Source organism: Streptomyces sp. HUAS MG56 (assembly GCF_058673395.1).
The window spans coordinates 1,049,527-1,067,406 of the sequence record NZ_CM178722.1; the positions used below are offsets into that span (position 1 = coordinate 1,049,527).

The 17,880-nt window shown below is 68.3% G+C and carries 16 protein-coding genes and 3 pseudogenes; 11 read left to right on the forward strand and 8 right to left on the reverse strand.

The features are described from left to right. Positions 1-23: 23 nt before the first annotated feature. Positions 24-439, reverse strand: a pseudogene (locus AC4OXY_RS05335) (DUF2267 domain-containing protein). Positions 440-540: 101 nt separating this feature from the next. Then, the gene (locus tag AC4OXY_RS05340; RefSeq protein ID WP_356033692.1) at positions 541-972 is read right to left on the reverse strand and encodes an Hsp20/alpha crystallin family protein; all 432 of its coding nucleotides are present in this window, start codon (positions 970-972) and stop codon (positions 541-543) included. 124 nt (positions 973-1,096) lie between these two features. On the opposite strand from AC4OXY_RS05340, the gene AC4OXY_RS05345 reads away from it, so the two are divergent. Continuing rightward, positions 1,097-1,729, forward strand: a complete 633-nt coding sequence (locus tag AC4OXY_RS05345; protein WP_491994792.1) for a type III effector protein — start codon at positions 1,097-1,099, stop codon at positions 1,727-1,729. Between the two features lie 359 nt (positions 1,730-2,088). Then, positions 2,089-2,248, forward strand: a pseudogene (locus tag AC4OXY_RS05350) (IS5/IS1182 family transposase); the annotation flags it as partial. Positions 2,249-2,262: 14 nt separating this feature from the next. Here the strand turns inward: AC4OXY_RS05350 and AC4OXY_RS05355 are convergent. Beyond that, entirely contained in the window at positions 2,263-3,315 is a 1,053-nt protein-coding gene (locus AC4OXY_RS05355; protein ID WP_356033697.1) for an Lrp/AsnC family transcriptional regulator, read from the reverse strand. Positions 3,316-3,494: 179 nt separating this feature from the next. Between AC4OXY_RS05355 and AC4OXY_RS05360 the strand changes: the two genes are divergently transcribed. The 9 genes and pseudogenes from AC4OXY_RS05360 to AC4OXY_RS05400 all read left to right on the forward strand — a co-directional run bounded on the left by AC4OXY_RS05360 (position 3,495) and on the right by AC4OXY_RS05400 (position 11,504). Further along, complete coding sequence (locus AC4OXY_RS05360) at positions 3,495-4,211, forward strand: SDR family NAD(P)-dependent oxidoreductase (protein WP_356033700.1); 717 nt, start codon at positions 3,495-3,497, stop codon at positions 4,209-4,211. Between the two features lie 69 nt (positions 4,212-4,280). Then, positions 4,281-5,255: an amidohydrolase family protein gene (locus tag AC4OXY_RS05365; RefSeq protein ID WP_491993287.1), complete on the forward strand. Its 975-nt coding sequence runs from the start codon at positions 4,281-4,283 to the stop codon at positions 5,253-5,255. 35 nt (positions 5,256-5,290) lie between these two features. Next, complete coding sequence (locus AC4OXY_RS05370) at positions 5,291-5,428, forward strand: hypothetical protein (RefSeq protein WP_491993288.1); 138 nt, start codon at positions 5,291-5,293, stop codon at positions 5,426-5,428. 209 nt (positions 5,429-5,637) lie between these two features. After that, positions 5,638-5,923 (forward strand): annotated as a pseudogene (locus AC4OXY_RS05375) (VOC family protein). A 440-nt stretch (positions 5,924-6,363) separates the two neighbouring features. Beyond that, positions 6,364-7,341 (forward strand): TolB family protein, encoded by a 978-nt coding sequence (locus AC4OXY_RS05380; protein ID WP_491993289.1) that lies wholly within the window; start codon positions 6,364-6,366, stop codon positions 7,339-7,341. Positions 7,342-8,411: 1,070 nt separating this feature from the next. After that, positions 8,412-9,026, forward strand: a complete 615-nt coding sequence (locus AC4OXY_RS05385; RefSeq protein ID WP_491993290.1) for a ricin-type beta-trefoil lectin domain protein — start codon at positions 8,412-8,414, stop codon at positions 9,024-9,026. A 245-nt stretch (positions 9,027-9,271) separates the two neighbouring features. Further along, positions 9,272-9,715, forward strand: a complete 444-nt coding sequence (locus AC4OXY_RS05390) for an XRE family transcriptional regulator (RefSeq protein WP_356033715.1) — start codon at positions 9,272-9,274, stop codon at positions 9,713-9,715. 105 nt (positions 9,716-9,820) lie between these two features. Next, positions 9,821-10,303 carry a ParH-like protein gene (locus AC4OXY_RS05395; RefSeq protein ID WP_491993291.1) on the forward strand — a complete coding sequence of 161 codons (483 nt, stop codon included), beginning with the start codon at positions 9,821-9,823 and terminating at the stop codon, positions 10,301-10,303. After that, positions 10,296-11,504 carry an MAB_1171c family putative transporter gene (locus tag AC4OXY_RS05400; protein ID WP_491993292.1) on the forward strand — a complete coding sequence of 403 codons (1,209 nt, stop codon included), beginning with the start codon at positions 10,296-10,298 and terminating at the stop codon, positions 11,502-11,504. The genes AC4OXY_RS05395 and AC4OXY_RS05400 overlap by 8 nt, the downstream gene beginning before the upstream one ends. A gap of 688 nt (positions 11,505-12,192) precedes the next feature. Here AC4OXY_RS05400 and AC4OXY_RS05405 read toward each other — a convergent pair. The 5 genes from AC4OXY_RS05405 to AC4OXY_RS05425 all read right to left on the reverse strand — a co-directional run bounded on the left by AC4OXY_RS05405 (position 12,193) and on the right by AC4OXY_RS05425 (position 17,873). After that, positions 12,193-12,756: a dihydrofolate reductase family protein gene (locus tag AC4OXY_RS05405; RefSeq protein WP_491993293.1), complete on the reverse strand. Its 564-nt coding sequence runs from the start codon at positions 12,754-12,756 to the stop codon at positions 12,193-12,195. A gap of 217 nt (positions 12,757-12,973) precedes the next feature. Further along, positions 12,974-14,557 (reverse strand): class I adenylate-forming enzyme family protein, encoded by a 1,584-nt coding sequence (locus AC4OXY_RS05410; protein ID WP_491993294.1) that lies wholly within the window; start codon positions 14,555-14,557, stop codon positions 12,974-12,976. Between the two features lie 31 nt (positions 14,558-14,588). Next, positions 14,589-15,044 carry a substrate-binding domain-containing protein gene (locus AC4OXY_RS05415; RefSeq protein ID WP_491993295.1) on the reverse strand — a complete coding sequence of 152 codons (456 nt, stop codon included), beginning with the start codon at positions 15,042-15,044 and terminating at the stop codon, positions 14,589-14,591. Between the two features lie 973 nt (positions 15,045-16,017). Next, the gene (locus AC4OXY_RS05420; protein ID WP_356033731.1) at positions 16,018-16,527 is read right to left on the reverse strand and encodes a hypothetical protein; all 510 of its coding nucleotides are present in this window, start codon (positions 16,525-16,527) and stop codon (positions 16,018-16,020) included. Positions 16,528-17,456: 929 nt separating this feature from the next. Then, positions 17,457-17,873 (reverse strand): hypothetical protein, encoded by a 417-nt coding sequence (locus tag AC4OXY_RS05425; protein WP_356033733.1) that lies wholly within the window; start codon positions 17,871-17,873, stop codon positions 17,457-17,459. Between the last annotated feature and the right edge of the window lie 7 nt (positions 17,874-17,880).

Genomic DNA, 17,880 nt, shown 5'->3' on the forward strand with positions numbered 1-17,880 from the left:
AGGTCGTGGTGGCCGGTGTGCGGTCACCGGGGGTGGGTGTCAGGTGGACTGGGGTGGCCGAAGAGGAGGTCGTAGCCTGCGGTGAGCTGGAGCAGGATCTCCTGGAGGAGGCCTCACTGGCGGCGTCGGCGACCATGGACAGGACGGCGCCGACCTCCCAGGCCGCGCGGCTACTCGGTCGCGCCCTCGATCCAGGCCGCCGCGCACGAACCGCTCAGGTGAGAGCGGCTCGGCGCTCTGCAGCGGGTTGAGCAGGACCAGGGCGAAGTCCTCCGGCAGACGCGTCGCCAGTCAGCGCGTACCTCGCCGACCAGGTGTGCGCCCGCCCAGCAGGGCGAGCGCCACGCGGGCCGCGTGGTCGGCTTCCTGCGCGGTGCCGTATTCACCGCGTACCGCGTTCCTTCACATGGTCGAGAAACGCTTCGCGTCGCGCAGGCACGTCGGCCGCCCCCTTCCTCGGTTCCCGGGGGGTGCGGAGGACGGGCGAGGGGGGATCAGATACCCGTCCTCCGCCGCTGGTCAGCCCTCATCGGGTCCGGCTCAGCCGGAGATCTCCTTGCGGCCCGATCCGACGCCGATGGCGATCTTGCGGGGCTTGGCGCGCTCGGCGATCGGGATACGCAGGGTGAGCACGCCTGCGTCGTAGTCGGCCGTGATGTTCTCGGTGTCCAGCGTGTCGGCCAGCATGATCTGGCGGGAGAAGACGCCAAGCGGCCGTTCCGACAGTTCCATCTGCACGTCGCCGGACTTCGTCGCCGGCCGGCGCTCAGCCTTGACGGTCAGCATGTTGCGCTCGACGTCGATGTCGATCGCGTCCGCGCTGACGCCGGGGATGTCGAAGGCCACCACGTACTGGTCGCCCTCGCGGTACGCGTCCATCGGCATCGGGGACGGCCTGGACCAGGTGCCCGGTCCCATCAGCTGCTGGGCCAGCCGGTCCAGCTCACGGAAGGGGTCAGTGCGCATCAACATCGGAAAACACCTCCAGCAGGTTCGGGCAGTTGCTGCCAATGCGCCTCACTGAAACCGTTGTAACATGTCATCCAATGGATGACAAACCTGTTGTCGTCCGATGGACGACATGAGGGAGGTGCCTATGACCCCGGCCGACCAGCCGGCACCATCCAGCGCCGACACGCCGAGCCCGGCGTCGTTCCTCGCCGCCGCGGCAGCCCTGCACGCCATAGACGACGCTCTGCATGCCGCCCGGCATGAGGTCCCCGGGACTGCCGAGACCCACGACGTCGGCCCGGAGCAGGCCCTGGCCTCGCTGCTGCTGCTGCGCCAGGTCCGCGAGCAGCTCGCGGGGTGGGAAAACGGCCTGATCGAAACCGCCCGCCACGCGGGTGCCAGCTGGGCCGACCTTGCCCACCCCCTCGGCGTCGCCAGCCGCCAGGCCGCCGAACGCCGTTACCTGCGGGGTCGGCCCGGACCCGCAGGAACCACCGGCGAACAACGCGTCCAGGCCGCCCGCGAACGCCGCGCCGCCGAACGCACCACCGCCGCCTGGGCCCGCCGCAACGCAGCCGACCTACGCAGCATCGCCGGCCAGATCACCGCCCTCACCGACCTGCCCCCGGCGGCCCGCCTCCCGCTCAGCCAGCTCCACGAAGCCCTCGCCCGCGACGACCCCGCCGACCTCATCCACCCCCTCAACGCCACCCGCCCTTACCTGACGGCCCCTCACCCCGACCTCGCAGCACAACTCGACACGCTCACAGCCCCCTGAATCCGCCACCCCACCGTTGCCTCAAGGCAGCCCTGGGGGTGGGCACTGACGTACCGGCACGCGCGGAAAGCCGCAGGGCTGCCGGTGGACTGGGCGGCAGCCGGAGCGGGATCGCCATCCCCCAGGCGGACGGAACTGCCTCTCGAAGTGCATGTGATCGTGTCCCGTCGGCTCGGCGGAACGCCATCAGTCCGCAGATGTGGGCCGACGAGGGCCTCACGGACGCCCTCGCGCCCTACAGCGCACGAGACTGCCGAATCGACGCCTGCCCAACCATGCGCCCTCTCGCCTGGGCCCTGAAACGCGGGCGGCGTCGCCACGTACGCGCAGGCGGGCCAGAACTACGGCTACTCGCTGACCGCATCAAGGCCGGTGAGCCGTACCACTCGATGAAACATCGAGTGGTACGGCATGGACGTGCAGGTCGTCGCAGTCCCGGACGTCCCGCCCCCGTGTTTCTCGCGCGCGACACCCGGACACACCCACGACCTGACCACCGCCCGCGCCCACGGCATCATCATGGGACCAGCCTCTCAGCGTCGCGCGCGAGCGCTGGATGGCTCGACGAGGCGATCGTCGGAGAGCCGAGTGCCGGCCTGCTTGACATGCTTCAGGACGGGTGAGACCTCCATGCTCTGCAGTCCGGTCAGGGACCCAATGCGATCCGAAGTGAACTCGAACAGTTCGTCGAGGTCCCGGCAGTGTGCGACAGCGTGTATGTTCCAGGGCCCGGAGATGGCTGCGACGAAGGCGATCTGGGGTTCCTGCGCGAGTGTGCGGCCCGCGCTCTTCACGGACGACGGGTGCACGCGAAGCCAGAGGTTCGCGCGAGCGTGATAGCCCAAGGCTGCTGCGGCGATCTCGACGTCGATGTGGGCGACGCCGTGCTGGATCAGAATGTCAAGACGTCGCGAGACGCGTCCCGGAGTGAGGTCGGCGGCTGTGGCGAGATCTACGAGACTGGCGCGGCCATCTGCAGCGAGCGCATCGAGCATCTTCTCGTCCTCGGGGGTAAGGCTCGGTGGCTCGCGAGTGACGACTGGAGACTCGATGAAAGGGGGCCCGCTGCTCCCCAGCGCCGCTTCCTCTTTCGGGGACAGTGTGCCCTGCAGGGCGGACCAGTAGTGGCCGCGGCCTCCGAGGAACTGGCGGAGCATGGCGAAGGCGTTGATGTCGATCACCGCTGCAGTGCGGGGAAGCCGCTGCCCCAGGAGGTCGTCGCGTTGTTCCCGCGTCCGGGATTGCGTAGCGCAGGTGATCTCGCAGCCCGCCGCGCTCAGGGCTACCCAGTTGACGTCGTCACGCTTGGCGAGCGCGTCGGCGATCGCCGCGCCACTGCCAGGGCGACAGCGCAGTCGCACCAGCCACCTGCTCTGCCCCAAGGCACCCGGGTTGACCACGCCGGCCACGCGGATGACGCCGTCCGCGCGCAGGCGGCGATACCGACGGTTGACCGTGCCCTCGGTCAGGCCGAGGGCGGTCGCTATCGCGGCGAACGAAGCCCGCGGAGCGATCTGCAGCGCCCGGATGATTCGTACATCGTCAGGCTGTACTGAAGCGGATTCCGTCACGAGTGCCCTTGCCATATCAGCAATCGTACAAACGAGCATTCATGACTCGCCTGCGATGCCGTGCGGACGGAACACTTGAAGCGCACGGGTTGAGGCGCCAGCCACAGCAACGGGCAGCGCCCTATACCGATCCCGCGGCATCGACGATGCCCGAGCGGAGTACAGCAACTCTCGAAGAACGGAGATGACGCTGGATGTCATCGACTGGAACCGAACAACGTCCACCCACCGCTCTCATCATCGGGGCCTCACGCGGCCTCGGCCACGCGATGGCGGCGGAGTTCCTCGACAGGGGCTGGAACGTCGTCGGCACCGTTCGCGACACCACTGCCCGAACGCCGCTGCACGATCTCTCGGATCACGCTGACGGACGGTTGACCATCGAGCACCTCGACATCAACGACCCCGGCCACCTGACCTCGCTGCACGAACGTCTGGCGCACCACCGACTCGACGTGCTCTTCGTCAATGCGGGCACCACCAACAACGAGCAGACGCCCATCGGCTCGGTCGCGACAGCCGACTTCATCCACGTGATGGTCACCAACGCGCTCAGTCCGATGCGCGTCATCGAAGCCCTCGAAGATCTGGTGTCACCGGCAGGACTCATCGGCGCGATGTCCTCCGGACAGGGCAGCATCACGAACAACACGACCGGAGGCCGCGAGGTCTACCGAGGGAGCAAAGCAGCCCTGAACATGTTCCTGCGGAGCTTCGCGGCCCGGCAACGCGAGACACAGCGCGCCTTCGTACTCATGGCGCCTGGCTGGATACGCACCGCCCTGGGTGGTCCGGATGCACCGTTCACCATCGAGGAGACCGTCCCCTTGCTGGTGGACGTCCTGCTCTCCCGACTGGGCACGCCCGGTCTGGCGTATCTGGACCGCTTCGGCCGGACCGTCCCTTGGTGAACCCTGCGATCCACCCCAGCACTCACCGGCAGCCATTCGCCGGATTGGAACGGCCTCACGGAGGAGATCGTGCCGATCATCGCCATCGAAGAACACTGGGGCATGCCGGATCTGACGGCTGCTCTCCACGCCCTACCCCACCCGGATGAAAGTCTCGTTCTCGGGGAGATGGACGACAACCAGGAGTGCTTGGAGGACCTGGCGGCGGGCCGCATCGCGTCGATGGACGCGCAGGGCATCGACTTGTCGATCCTCGCCCTGACTCCGCCCGGAACGCAGTCGCTGCCACCCGAGGAAGCCCTGGCGCTGAGTCGCGCGGCGAACGACGTGGCCGCGGCGGCCGTCGCCCGAAACCCTGCCCGTTTTCGCTCGATGTCCACCCTGCCCATGTCCTCACCGAAGGACGTTCCCGCCGAGCTCGAACGAGCCGCGGGTATGGGGCACGTCGGAACCATGGTGCACGGCCGATCAGGAGATCTGTTTCTCGACGATCCCGTCTATGACGATTTCTTCGGCGCGGCATCGGAACTCGGTCAGCCCGTGTTCATTCACCCCCAACTGCCGTCGAGCGCTGTCCGCGATGCCTCATATCGCGGATTCGACCCCAAGACGGAACTCGCCCTGGCCACTTTCGGCTGGGGATGGCACATGGACACCGCAACAGCAGCGTTGCGGCTGATCCTCCGAGGTACTTTCGACCGGCATCCCGGCCTTCAGGTGGTGCTCGGCCATTGGGGAGAGGGGTTGCTCTTCTGGCTGGATCGGGCCGACAGCATCTCCCGGACCGCCGGCCTGCAGCGCTCCGTATCCGACTACATCCGATCGAATTTCCACATCACCGCCTCCGGCATGCTCAACCCCGCACATCTGCAGCATGCTCTGTCGGTGACCTCAGTCGACCGATTGATTTTCGCGACCGACTACCCCTTCCAACGACCGACCAAGGAGGAGATTCGGTTGTTTCTAGGTAACTTCTCCTCCGACGCAGAACGCCAACAGTTCTCCTCTGGCAACGCCGCATCCCTGTTCGCCATTGACCTATAGACCTGGATCGGCCTGTTGCTGCTGTTGCTGCTCGTATGCGCGGTGCTCGCGGCTCCGTCCCCGGCGGCAGCACCATGCTCAAACCGATCGCCCTCGCCATCGGCGTCTTCATCGACGCCCTCCTGTTCCGCCTGCCGCGGTCGGCGGCCCGTCCAACCCCGCCACCCAGGTGATCTGGGAACCACTGTGGCCCGGCACTCCCTGCACCGGCGCCGACGAGGTGGCCGTGCTCGACCAGTCGGTGTGCTGCCCCAGCAGGCTCGGCCGCGAGGCAAAGAGCCCTCGATGGCGTGATCGAAGTCGGCGCATTGCTGATACCCGCGGCTTCTGTCATTCCTGGGCTGTCAGAGGTACGCAGTAAGGCCCCTCCAAGGCAACAAGAATCGACCTGACGCTCGATGGTGCGGACGTGCAGGTTCTTGCCGTCTTCTGGGAGACAGCCCTGGGCTCTGTCGACGAACCACCCCCTGCTCCCTTCGAGACACGTGCGGAGCGGTTCGCGCAGTTCGACCTGCGCGGCAGGTCTGACGAGCGATGGGCACGGATCAAGGCGGAGTCCGAGCGCCCGGTGCGAGTGGGCGGAACCGTCCTGGAAAGGTCCCAGGCACCATGTCGTGATGGCCGATCCCGAGGCCAACGAGTTCTGCGTCGGCGCGGCCTCTGCGTGATGGGTGGGCAGGAAACAAATGCCCCACTCCCCAACGAGGCAGCGCTGACTCCAGCGCATCGCGGTGAGGCATGCAGGACGGACATATGCGCGCGGAGCCCGCGGCAGGGTTACGGGAGGCGGCGGTCGGTGCCAGTCGCCGCCGTGCGCCCCGGGCGCGCGGCACGATGAGCTGTCCGGGACCGTGCCGCCCACCCGAATGCCAGGCGTAGGCCGGGTACGCGCCCTCGGCCGCCCTGGATCCCGAATGGAACGTAGATAGGGATTTCCGCTCGCCACGAGCGGACTTTGAGCAGCTTCGGGCTGCCTATGCTTCCGGGAAATCGCGGGACGGCGGTGGGGAGCCACCGTGTTCTCCCGCCGAGCCGGGGTTCCCACCAGGGGGTTCATATGCGCTTGAGGTTACGCAGAAGACCAGCGGCGATCTTCCTCGCGGCAATCATGGCCTGCACCACGGCAGCCGCTTCCGCGGCACCGGCCTCCGGAAGGCCGTCCGGCCATGGTGCACTGATCACTTGCCGGACGCAGCAGGCACCGGCCGGGACGTCCTATCTCGTCTCGATCGATCCCGTCACCGGCGCCAACCGACGGCTGACCTCCGCCGCGATGGGTAATGTGTGCTTCCCCGCCGTCTCGCCGGACGGAAAGCTGATCGCAGTGACGAAGACGGCGCGGATCCAGCGCCAGGTCGCCCCCTATGAACTCCACACCCTGCGCCGGGACGGCACCGGCGAACGCCTCGTCTACCGCTCACCGGACGCCCAGCACTACCTCACAGGTGCCCCGTCCTTCGGCCCCGGCGGAACGCTCATCTTCTCGCTCATGAGCTACGTCGACGGCACTCCCACCGTTTACAGCGCCCGTCTCGACGGCAGCCACCTCACCCGGCTCAACCTCGGCGTCTCCAATTCCGTTGCGATCAGCGGCACTCCGCAGTTCTCCCCCGACGGCAAAACGCTCGCCTTCATCGGCGACAACACCATCTGGGTGAAGAAGGGCTCGGCAGCGGCGACGCAGTTGCCGGACTACGCAGGCCGCCACGGCTCCCACTTCCCAACGTTCACCGGCCAGTTGAGCTGGTCGCCGGAGAGCGGTCGGCTGCTGGCCACCGCTTCCACTGACGGAGGAAATGACGGGGGATTCATCGAGTACGACCTGGCGGCGCGCCAATGGCAGCAGTTGACGGCGGTACCGCGCGCGGGCAACGGTGTCCTTCCTGGTTACGGGGACCCGGTCTTCTCGCCGGACGGCAGGAAAGTCGCGTTCGTGGAACGCATCGGCTCGGCCATCGGTGCCGCCTGGGGCTCGGAGAAGCCCGGGGAAGAATTCATCGACACCATGGACCCGGCCGTTCCGGGAATCGTCGCCCGCACGGCGAAGATCCCAGGCGACTACATCGGACTGGCCTGGCAGCCGTAGGGAGCGGCCGCAAGACCCGGCAGCCGAACGGCCGCACGAGTCGACCGGAGACGGCCGCGGCCCCGCCCCGGGCGGCTACCTCAGTGTCCTGAGCCCGGCGGAAGAACTCGGCAGAGCCGAGGACTTGGTGGAACGATCCACGGCGATCGAGGTCGCGAAGGCGTCGGGGATGGTGTGCGTGCGCCCTGGGCCAACCGCATCCGCCAAAGCCGCGGTACGCGCCTTCACTGGAGGGCTGCGCGACGAGACGGCCAAGAAGCAGCTCGCCGGCTGGGTCGGGGTGCCTACGGGTATCTGGCAGGCGCGTTGCCGTCTTGGGAAGTCGGGGACGGTAGTGCCAAGGCTGCCGCCCCGCCGCGGCGACGGCGGGGCGGGGGGCGGGCCTAACGGCGGTTGAGGGACCCAGACGGCCGTAGCCCAGACCCCAACCACCCCGCCCAACCCACTCCCCCGGCTTCCTCAACGGGGAGGTACGTCCCCCTTGTCGGGTCCAGTCGGTTCTTCATCGGCGTCGCACCGCGGAGGGAAGAGGGAGAGCGGGGCCGGATGCCGCGCGGTGGGCGCGGCGCCACGGGCCGGGGTCTGCACCCAGCGCCTGCACGATGTCCGACAACAACTCCACGTCCATACGCCGGCGCCCTGTCCGGAAGCAGTCGTACACCGTGATACGGCCCGGGGCACGCTCTTCCGCCGGCACGCCGCGGGCGGCTCTGGCTGCACTGATCCGCCGGGTGATCGTCGTGTAGGAGGGGTTTCCGGCGTCCTGCCTGAGCAGCGTCAGCCGCTCGGCCAGTGCATCCAGGGTGCATACGCCTGCGAGGTCCGGTATCGCCCAGGGGCTTGTTGCGGTTGCCTGGCATCTGCGCGATGCCACCGCAGTCACCTGTGACGTCGCCACATCCAACCTCCGTTGCGTCGAACCGACTTCGGTGTCAGTCACGAAGTGTCGTCACCCCACCGGCGAGCGTCAACTCAGATGAATGGTCACGGCCTTTTTCATACACATCTGCTGCCCGTACTCGTTCGGGAACGTTCGGAATGCTCCCGACCCCACTGCTCACATCGCCAACATGACGGAGCAGGCTTCGCTGACGCTCGACAGAAGGGAAATCAAACCTGTGAGGCACATATGGAAGATGGTCTCGGCCCTGGCGATCGCGCTCGGCCTGGGATTGACCCTGTGCTCCGTGTCCGCACAGGCGGACCCGGTCAACCCCCAGCCCTACGCCTACGGGTTCCTCGCCGCGCTCTACAAGCCGCCCTCCAACAACGGGACTTACTTCTGCATGGACGAGTACCGGCAGATCAACGGCCAAGGCCGTCCGGTCGTACTCAAACCGTGTGACGGCTCCTGGAACCAGTTCTGGTTCGTCGACCAGAACGGCCTGATCCACAGCACCAATGACGGTCAGTGCCTGTGGGGTCACGTCGCGAACGGGCCTTCCGACGGACCTGACACCATCGCCGTCCCATGCAACTCCAGTGATGCACACCAGCGTTGGACGTTCGACAGCAACCGCAGCGTGTGCAATGGCGCCAACGCCTGCCTGAACTCCACCGGCATGCCTGGACCGCGCGGTTCGTACCACCTCATGGGCGCAGGAAAGGGCCCGTCCCCCAACATCAACCAGCAGTTTGACTGGCACCACTCCGACAGCAACACACCCATCAACCCCAACCTCTGACCGTCGTAGCCTCGGCGTGACCTCAAGGCCACGGGTGTGCGGTCGGAGGGGGGGCGCACAACCGGCCAGGTCAACTCACCGGGGAACGCAGCCGGTCTCCTGCCTCGTGGGCCCCTGATCCGGGTGCCCACGAGGCAGGCCGCGTGCGTCTGGAGGCTGCCGCCGCCATTAGCTATCGTTGCGGAGCAAGGCATCCGTCGTTCATTCAGGCTCAACCCCGCACAAGGCGAAGAAGGTGTGACGTAGTGGACTCGGCCCGGAAGGGAGAGCTGACCGAGCCGTCCGGGCTTGCGGCCAAGATCGAGGCGCTGTTCGAGACGGTACGCCGGCCCGACCGTGAGCAGTACAGCAACGAGGAGGTGGCGAGTGCCTGTCGCGAGGCGACGGGCGAGTCCTTCTCCACGACCTACCTGTGGCAACTGCGCACCGGTCGCCGCGACAACCCCACCAAGCGCCATCTGGAGGCGCTCGCGCAGTTCTTCCAGGTCCCGCCCGCCTATTTCTTCGACGAGCAGGAGGGCGCGGAGATCGCCAGGGAACTGGCACTGCTCGGCGCGATGCGCGATGCCGGTGTGCGCAGCGTGGCCCTGCGCGCGGTCAACCTCTCACCAGAGGGGCTGGACACGGTGAGCGAGTTGATCGACGTCATCGCACGACGGGACGCGGCCCGCAACAGGCCGACGTCCTGACAGCGCGGCAAGGGCTCCGGCCGACCGGTACAGGGTTCGACGAGTGAGGTGGGGACAGCGGTGCGTCGAGGCGATTTCGGGCCCACGGTGCGGCGATGCAGACAGATGGCCGAACAGCTCGAATTACCCGAGCCGTTCGACGCCGCGGAGTTACTCGCCCGGCTCGGCCGCAGGCGCGGACGAGCCATCGAGCTGGTGCCGGTGGCCTCCCGCCCCGACCTTCCCTGCGGCCTGCTGGTGTCCACCAGCGGCACCGACTACATCCTCTACACAGCCGACACCAGCCCCCTGCACCGACAGCACATCCTCGTCCACGAGGCCGCCCACCTGCTGTTCGACCACGCGGGCACCACACCGCTCTCCCCGGTCACATCCCAGACACTCCTGCCGCACCTGTCCTCCGACCTGGTACGGCGGGTGCTCGGACGCACCGGCTACGACGAACCGCAGGAGCGGGAGGCCGAACTGCTGGCGTCGCTGATCATGAGCAGGGCGGCCCGAGCCGACATGGCGTCACTACACCGCGAGCGGTTCCTGAGCCTCGACGTCTTCTTCGCTCCGGCACCGGACCAGGACGGCCGTGACTGACATCGGCCTCTACCTGATCTCCGCGGTCTTCGTACTCAGCGCCTGCTATCTCCGCCGCGTCCGCTGGAAGGGCCTCTCGGCCGCTACCCGGTACGGCTCTCTCGCGGCGGCGGCACTGGGCGCCAAGCTGAGCCTGCTCGATCCCCTGACCATCGAGAGTGCCGCGCGCCTACGGCTGGTCCTGCTGCCGGTGCTGCTGGGCGCCGGCCTGTATGTGTGCGCGGCGTGTGCGTTCCGGCTGCTCGCCCTCGCCCTGTACGCCGCGGAGCCGCCCCGATGTGCGGTCCGCCGGGAGCTGGTCCTCACGGCAGGGGCCCTGCTGACCTCACTCGCACTGGAACTCCTCGCTCGTCCGCGGCTGGTCAGCGGCGATCTGGTCACCAACCCGTCGCACCGGTGGTACCTCGTCGGGTACGACGCGATCATCACGCTGTACCTCGGCTACTGTCTGGCTGCGTTGGTCCGCCCGCTGGCCCGGCGTGCCCGCCTGGCCGGACCCGGCCTCCTGCGCACCGCGATGCGCCTGTTCACCCTCGGCGCCCTGGCCGGTCTGGCGTGGGACGCCTGGGGAGTCGACGACATGATCCGCGAGGCGATGACCAGCGCCCAGGACAGCGGGGACGACACCTTGTCCGCCGTGCTGGGCGGGTTGTGCATAGGGCTGCTCGCGGCCGGGGTCGGCACCACGTTGTGGGCACCGATCTCCACCGCCGTGCGTGGTTGGTTCGGCGCCTGTCGCCGCTACCGTGCGCTCACCCCGTTATGGGGCGAAATGCACGCCGTGCTGCCCGAGATCACGCTCATTGCGCCGCGAGGGCAGTTCGGGCCGTCCCAGGTGCACTTCGCGCTCTACCGGAGAGTCATCGAGATCCAGGATGCCCGTATGATCCTCCGGCACTACACGGATCCGCGCACCGTCGACTGGCTTGCCGAGGCCACCCGTCGGTTCCCCCCGGCCGCAGAGCAGGTCTCACTCATCGCCGAAGCCGCGTCCCTGGCCGGCGCCCTCGAACGCGCGGCCGTCGGTGCCCTCCCAACTCCTCGCGACGCCGATGCCAGCGGCACGGATGCACTCCATCAGCCCTTGGAGGCCGAGGCCGACTGGCTCGCGCAACTCGGCGACGTCTTCGCCACCTCACCCGTCATCGCCCACGTCCGAGCCACTGCCCGCAAGCACACCGGCCCGACGGTGGGCGGCTGAGGGTGGATCCCGCCCCGTATGCGCGCCGTGCCACAACGACACCGCCACATAATTGTTGACGCCGCCACATTGTTTGACCGTTGACAGTGTGGAACCCGCCCTGGCCGATCGACCGGCAGCGCGGTTGGTACGGGGCCCGTACCCACGTGCTTGAGCGCGGCCCAGTTGCGCACTGACGACAACCTGCACGGCCTAGCGAGCTGCCGCCGGCGGTGGCTGCGTCACCACATCACCCATTACCCGCCAGCTGCAGCAGGGTCAACAGTCTCTGCTCGACCAACTCGGCCTCGCCAAGGGCGAAGCGGAGCGATTCTCCGCACGACCCGGCGGCGCCCGGGCCGGTGACAGCCTGGCCGTCGCGCGTGCCTACGCCGCCCTCCACGGCGCCGGAGCGCCCGAGAACGGCAATGACGGGTGGTTCAGCCAGGAGCACAAGGCGTTCGGCGGCAACGTGCAGTTCCTGTCCGCGCCGGATGGCGACCCTGTGTGGGGCTCCGCGGTCGCACGGGGTCCCGCGGACAAGGGCTACATCAGCGCCGGCATCGGCATCCATGTCCCCGTCCGCCGCCGCCTCGGCCGCTCCGAGCAGACCCTCCACGTCGCCACACGCATGCAAAACGCGCTGATCAGAGACGTCCGAGCGCTCGGCGAGCGCACCGCGGCGGAGCTGAAAGAACGTTGGCGTACGCTAGCGCGCCACCCGGTAGCGGAGGTAGACGACTCTTGAGCTGAAGGTGCGGGTCTCGACGAGTTCGAGATCCACCCGGCGCTTGTGCCGGGGGAAGAACGGAATGCCACCGCCAACCAGCACCGGGTGGACCATGGCCCGGTACTCGTCGATCAGACCCAACGCGGCCGCCTCCGCGGCGAGGGTCGCGCCCCCGATCGCGATGTCGCCCTCCCCCGGCTCGGCTCGCAACCGCTCGATCTCCTCCGCCAGACCACCGGAAGCCAGGCGGGCACGGCCCTGCACCGCGGACAGCGTGGTGGAGAACACCACCTTCGGGAGCGGCTTCCAGAGTGCGGCCCACTCAAGCATGGAGTCGTCGAGCGATGGATCCTGATCGGCGGTCTCCCAGTACAGCATGGTCTCGTACAGCCGTCGTCCCAACAGGTGGACGCCGACCTCTCGGATTTCGTCGATCCAGAAGCGAAAGACGTCCTCGTCGGGCGCCGTCCAGTCGAAGTCGCCGTCCGGCCCGACGATGTAACCGTCGAGCGAGACGTTCATCGAACAGGTCACGCTGCGCATCAGAAGCCCTCCTCGGTGACGGGTTCGACAGTAGGACCGCCGGACGCCACAGGACTCATCGCGACTCGCGGAATCCGGGCCGAACCACCTCACCGTTCCGCACTTCTTCGGCCTTTCCACAGGGGAAAGGGCGGCCGGTAGAGGTGGGCCACGACAATCGTGTCCTCCGGGCGCACTTGACGTCGCATCGGCCGACGTGCCTCCACAGCGACGGAACCTACGGCATGTCCAAGACCCCGCTGGCCCACGCGGCGCGCAGCGCCTTCTTGTCCACCTTGCCGACCCTGGTCGTCGGCAGGTGGTCCAGCAGCACTGTCTTCCTGGGCGTGTACAACGCGCCCAACTCTGCGGTCACCGCCGCGCCGACCGCCTCCGGGTCGACGTCAGCGCCCTCGGCCGTGGCCAGGAAGATCTGGACGACCTCCCCGTACTCCTCGTCCGGCACACCCAGCGCCGCCGCGTTGCGCACACCGGGCAGCGTGAGCAGGAAATCCTCCAGGACCCTGGAGTAGACGTTGTCGCTCGTGCTGCCGGTGACGATGATGTCCTTGGCCCGGTCGACGAGATAGAGGTACCCCTCGGCGTCGAGATAGCCCATGTCCCCGGTGCGCAGCCAGCCGTCGTGCAGCGCCGCCGCGGTGCGCTCCGGGTCCTCGTAGTAGCCGAGCATCACCGTCTCGCCACGGACGCACACCTCGCCGACCTGCCTGACGGGCAGTGCCGCCGCGCTGTCTTCCCCACGGATCTCGATCTCGACGCCGGATATCACGCGACCGCAGCTGCGCCAGAGCTCGGGGCGGCGGGCTCCCTCCGAGGCGAGATCCTCCGCACCGAACACGGTGATCCCGAGCGCCTCCGACTGCCCGTAGCCCTGGCTGAGCACGGGCCCGAACACCTCGACCGCCTGCTGCAGCCGGCTGGGCGACGTGGCCGCGCCGCCGACGACGATCCGCCGCAGCGCAGGCAGAGCGTTCGGCTCGCACGCCGGGTGGTCGAGAACCGCGTACAGCATGGGCGGTACGAACATGGTGGCGGTGATCCGCTCCTCGCGCAGCACCGTCAACGCCGCGCCCGCTTCGAACTCGGGCAGCACGACGAGGGTGCACCCCGTCACCAGAGCCTGGACCGAGGTGAGGTGGCCGCTGCCGTGCGTGAGCAGTGTGGAGGCGAGCACCCTGTCCGTGCCCTGGTCCATGGCCGGGAAGACCGCGGGGCGGGAGTTCTGCGGAGCGTCTTCCAGCAGGTCCACCAGCGCGTCGTAAAGCCGGTGGCTGTGTGCGGCGAGCTTGGGACGGCCCAGAGTTCCGCCGGTGTAGAGGACGGTGACGGCTTCGTCCGCTCCCGGGGCGGGCACGCCGTCTGGGCGCACGGCCGGGCACTCTGCCGCCAGGGCCAGCAGGTCCGTGCACCGCTGCTCACTGGGCCCGAGGCTCAGCAGTACAGGGGCATGGACACTGCGACCGGCCGCATCGGCGGCCCGTTGCGCGAAGAGCGGGTCGGTGACCACGGCGCACGCCCGGGACTGCTCGACCAGCGCGGCGAGCTCGCCCGGCCCTGGCTCGGGCGGCAGGAACACCACGCGGCAGCCGATGAGATGAACGGCGAGCTGCACCAGGACGGAGTCCACGCGATTGGCCAGGAACAGCCCCACTCCGTCGCCGGGCGCGAGCCCCTGCCCGCGCAGCGCATGCCCCAACCTGAACAGCCGCCGCCGAGCCTCCCCCCTGGTCAGCCGCTGCGCCCCCTGGACGAGCGCCTCGGTGTCCTCGTCCTTGCACCAGTGCTCCAGAATCCGGTCCACGTACGTCCGCGGCTCGGAAGTTTCCTGTGCGTTAATGATCACCAACACATCCAAACACGCCGCTCAGAAGCCGTGGCTTCACAGGGACCACCTTCGGCCACCAGCCGGCGGAGTTCCATGACGCGGCGGTTCCGGGGATGTGCTGGGCGGGGGCCGAGGCGAAGACGTGCTCGGCGGTTCGGTGTTTGGTCTGGGCCGACGGCAGTCGTTCGGCACGATCAGCGTGGCCGCGCGGTGATCGCGCGAACGACGCGGGAGGGAACGAGGACGATCCCGCGTGGCTCGTTACGGCCCTGGTCGAAGCGTTCGACGACGGCCAGGACTCTGCCTGACGGGCCTGTTCCTCGGTGCTCTGGCTGACCGTGGTCAGATCGAAGCAGGTCAGCCGGGACAGGGTGTCGTCGTCATGGCCGACGACGGAGACATCGTGGGGAACCGGACCCCCCGCCTCCCCGCAGGGCGGTGAGCATGCCGATGGCGATGACACACGCGATCGTGCGGTGACCGAGGCCCACCAGAAGGTCGATCACCTCGCCGACTCCGGTGACCCTACGGCCCAGCGCGTGATCCGACCAGGACCAGGCAGAGCACGGCGACCCCGACGACGACTCCGGTGAGGAGGAGGGATCGGGCCCGAGCGGGCGGGACGCGGAGGCGACTCCGTCGGCCCTGGTGAAGGTATGGCTCCAGCTGCCGCCCTTGCTCAGCATCGGCGCGTGGATCGACTCCGGGCCGGAGGTGGCTTTCACGTCGTGGGAGCCTGGTCCTGGTTGGCCCAGCGGACAGTGTCGCCAGCTGTGATGGTGAGGGCACGCGGGCCGGAGCCGGATGGTCAGGGAGCGCATGTGAACTCCGCGGCGAGGAACAGACCGAGATGGCGTGCGGCACGAGTGCGGGACAGGGAGAAACGGGTCGTGCGGCGCAGTACGCCGCAGAGCAACTGCCATGCCGAGCCGCGCCGTTGGAAGACAGAGGCAACTTACAGGACAGCCCGACCAAGCGAACTCATGACGATCCCCTCACGGACGAGCGGCAGCTGCGCAGATGCTCCACGACCCGTGGACCGCTTTACTCGCCGGGGCCCGGGCGCACAGGTGCGCGGGCCCGGCCCCAGGGCCACGTGGCCGCGCATGCTGTCGCCTGCTACGGGCCGTCAGATGCCTCCCCACACACGGGCGGTGCGCCACACCGGACGGCGGGCAGGGTGTGGCCGATGGATGACCAGTCGGGCTGAGCAACGGCCTCGACACCGACTGCCGGCGGATGATGTCGCCGGGGAGCAGGAAGGACCGCTGAGGCGGCACGCCCCGGCCTTCTCACCGCCACCGTCGGCGCAGCGCGTGGCCGGCCTCGGCCTGGACTGGTGGCCCCGGCCACGCAGTAGCGCGGGGTTCTGCACAACGGACCGGCGCCGGCAGGGCCCTCCCGCACGGAGGGCCCCGCCGCTTTCCGGTCCGAGGTCAGCTCAGGCCGAGGTTGGACAGAGCGGTCGTCCAGTCGGTCATGATGGCGTTCTGCGCGTCGGAGAGGTTCACCTGACCGTCGCAGACGGCCGTCTTGAGCTTGTTCTCGACGGTGTCCTTGTTCGCCGAGACGTACCCGGTGCCCGTGTCGTAGCGGGGCTCGGGCCACAGGTTCTGCTCACTGGTCGGGCTGCCGCCGAGTTCGAGCGGGACGAAGTGGTCCTCCTCGTAGTCGGAGAGGCTGGTGTCCGCGTAGCCGTACTCCACGATCTGCTGCTTCTTCAGCGCGGTGGTGTACGAACTCGGGGGCCGGACGGTCGAGGTCCAGCCCGAGACGCAGATGGTCGAGTCGATGGTGTCCTGCGTCACGTCCGGGTTGAGGGCGCCCGGCGTGCAACTGGAGTCGGGCAGGGGGAGATAGGACTGGCTGCAGCTGGCCGCGTGGGCGGTGCCCATGGTGGCCGTCAGGCCCGCGGCGGCAAGCGCGAAGGCCGACAGAGTGGTCACCAGAGGGCGCGATATGTGGGGCAGGGGGGACATGGGGGATCTCCCGGTGGGGATGCCCGGCAGGGATTCCGGGCGGACGCGTGCATGACATCAGCGAATCCCTCTATGCGGGTAGATCCCTTTGCCCGACCTAGACCGGCCCGAGCGAAAGTACTGTTCACGTTTACACGAAATCCACGGGACCATCCCCGCATCGCCAACCGGAGCAGCCCTGGGAGCCTTGGCGGGGCGCGGTGTTGGACCTCGACACGTCGCAACAGCGCTGTCCCGACGCCCTTACACGATGCGATGCGACCGTCACCGCCATCGCCAGAGGAGCTCCGCTGGAAGCGCACGCACGGGGTACCTGCCCGGTGTTCAGCCCTGGTCTCCAAACCGGACTGCCACTTCGGGACCCTGCCCAGCTCACAGCCGAGTTCGCCCTCGCTCGATCGTCGCCAGGCGGGCGGGCGTTGTCGTCCACGAACAGGATCACGTCCATGGCACCCAGGCGGCTGAGAGCGTCCAGGGCGATACCGAGAAGGGCGCAGCCGGGGTCCTCGCCCGCGTGCGGTGCTCGGCCCCGTTCAGGGGCGCGCTTGCCGCCTCCGGAGTCGGCCCTGGGGAGTGCGAGGTGTCGGGAGTGGACGAAGACGGGCCCTGGGAGCTTGGGCGGGGTCCCCGTGCCGGGATGCGACCACCGATGGGAGAAACGCAACGGACGGTCGACTCTTCGCGCGACGGCAGAGAAACCACCCGGACAGCCTCCTGCCATGAGCAGCAATGCCGCAACGCCTCTCATCCTCTGACCGGGGTCGCCGGCGAGCACCCAGAGCTGCGCGGCTCGGCGCGCCACCTGCTGGGTGTGGGACGGCGGCGCATGAGGATGCCCTCCCCGGGACCTGCCAGAGAGGGCATCGTTCACCGCGAGGTCACACGCGCCGGTGAGGTCAGTTGAAAGTCACCCAGCCCGTGTCGTAGATGTTGGGCGTCGTGATGAGCCCCAGGATCGTGCTGCCATCACTGCCGATGACGTTGTACTCCTTACAGGCGCCGCGGTTGAAGTAGATGTTCGCCTTGTAGAACGTCGCCCCGGTGTTGACGTCCTGCAACTTCAGGTTGTTCCAGCCGGAGTCGATGACCTGGACGCCGACCGTGTTGGGGCCGGACTGCTCGTTGCAGACCAGGAACGTGCGACCGCCCGAGTCGTTTTGCAGATAGAGCTTGAACCAGTCAGTGGTCGACGGATCCGGGCCGCTCACGGCGGCGTTGGCGGTCCCGCCGGCGCCGAGAGCAGTGCCGGCGGCGAGAGCGACGGTTGCTGCGGCCATGGCGATCGCGCGCTTGGACTTCCCGAGTTTGGGCATGCGTGAA

Coding starts and splice junctions, on each gene's coding strand:
- AC4OXY_RS05380 (WP_491993289.1), top strand. CDS start 6,364: ATGGCCTGCACCACGGCAGCCGCTTCCGCGGCACCGGCCTCCGGAAGG.
- AC4OXY_RS05340 (WP_356033692.1), bottom strand. CDS start 972: ATGTTGATGCGCACTGACCCCTTCCGTGAGCTGGACCGGCTGGCCCAG.
- AC4OXY_RS05385 (WP_491993290.1), top strand. CDS start 8,412: ATGACGGAGCAGGCTTCGCTGACGCTCGACAGAAGGGAAATCAAACCT.
- AC4OXY_RS05345 (WP_491994792.1), top strand. CDS start 1,097: ATGACCCCGGCCGACCAGCCGGCACCATCCAGCGCCGACACGCCGAGC.
- AC4OXY_RS05370 (WP_491993288.1), top strand. CDS start 5,291: ATGCGCGGTGCTCGCGGCTCCGTCCCCGGCGGCAGCACCATGCTCAAA.
- AC4OXY_RS05405 (WP_491993293.1), bottom strand. CDS start 12,756: ATGCGCAGCGTGACCTGTTCGATGAACGTCTCGCTCGACGGTTACATC.
- AC4OXY_RS05425 (WP_356033733.1), bottom strand. CDS start 17,873: ATGCCCAAACTCGGGAAGTCCAAGCGCGCGATCGCCATGGCCGCAGCA.
- AC4OXY_RS05355 (WP_356033697.1), bottom strand. CDS start 3,315: ATGGCAAGGGCACTCGTGACGGAATCCGCTTCAGTACAGCCTGACGAT.
- AC4OXY_RS05395 (WP_491993291.1), top strand. CDS start 9,821: ATGGCCGAACAGCTCGAATTACCCGAGCCGTTCGACGCCGCGGAGTTA.
- AC4OXY_RS05360 (WP_356033700.1), top strand. CDS start 3,495: ATGTCATCGACTGGAACCGAACAACGTCCACCCACCGCTCTCATCATC.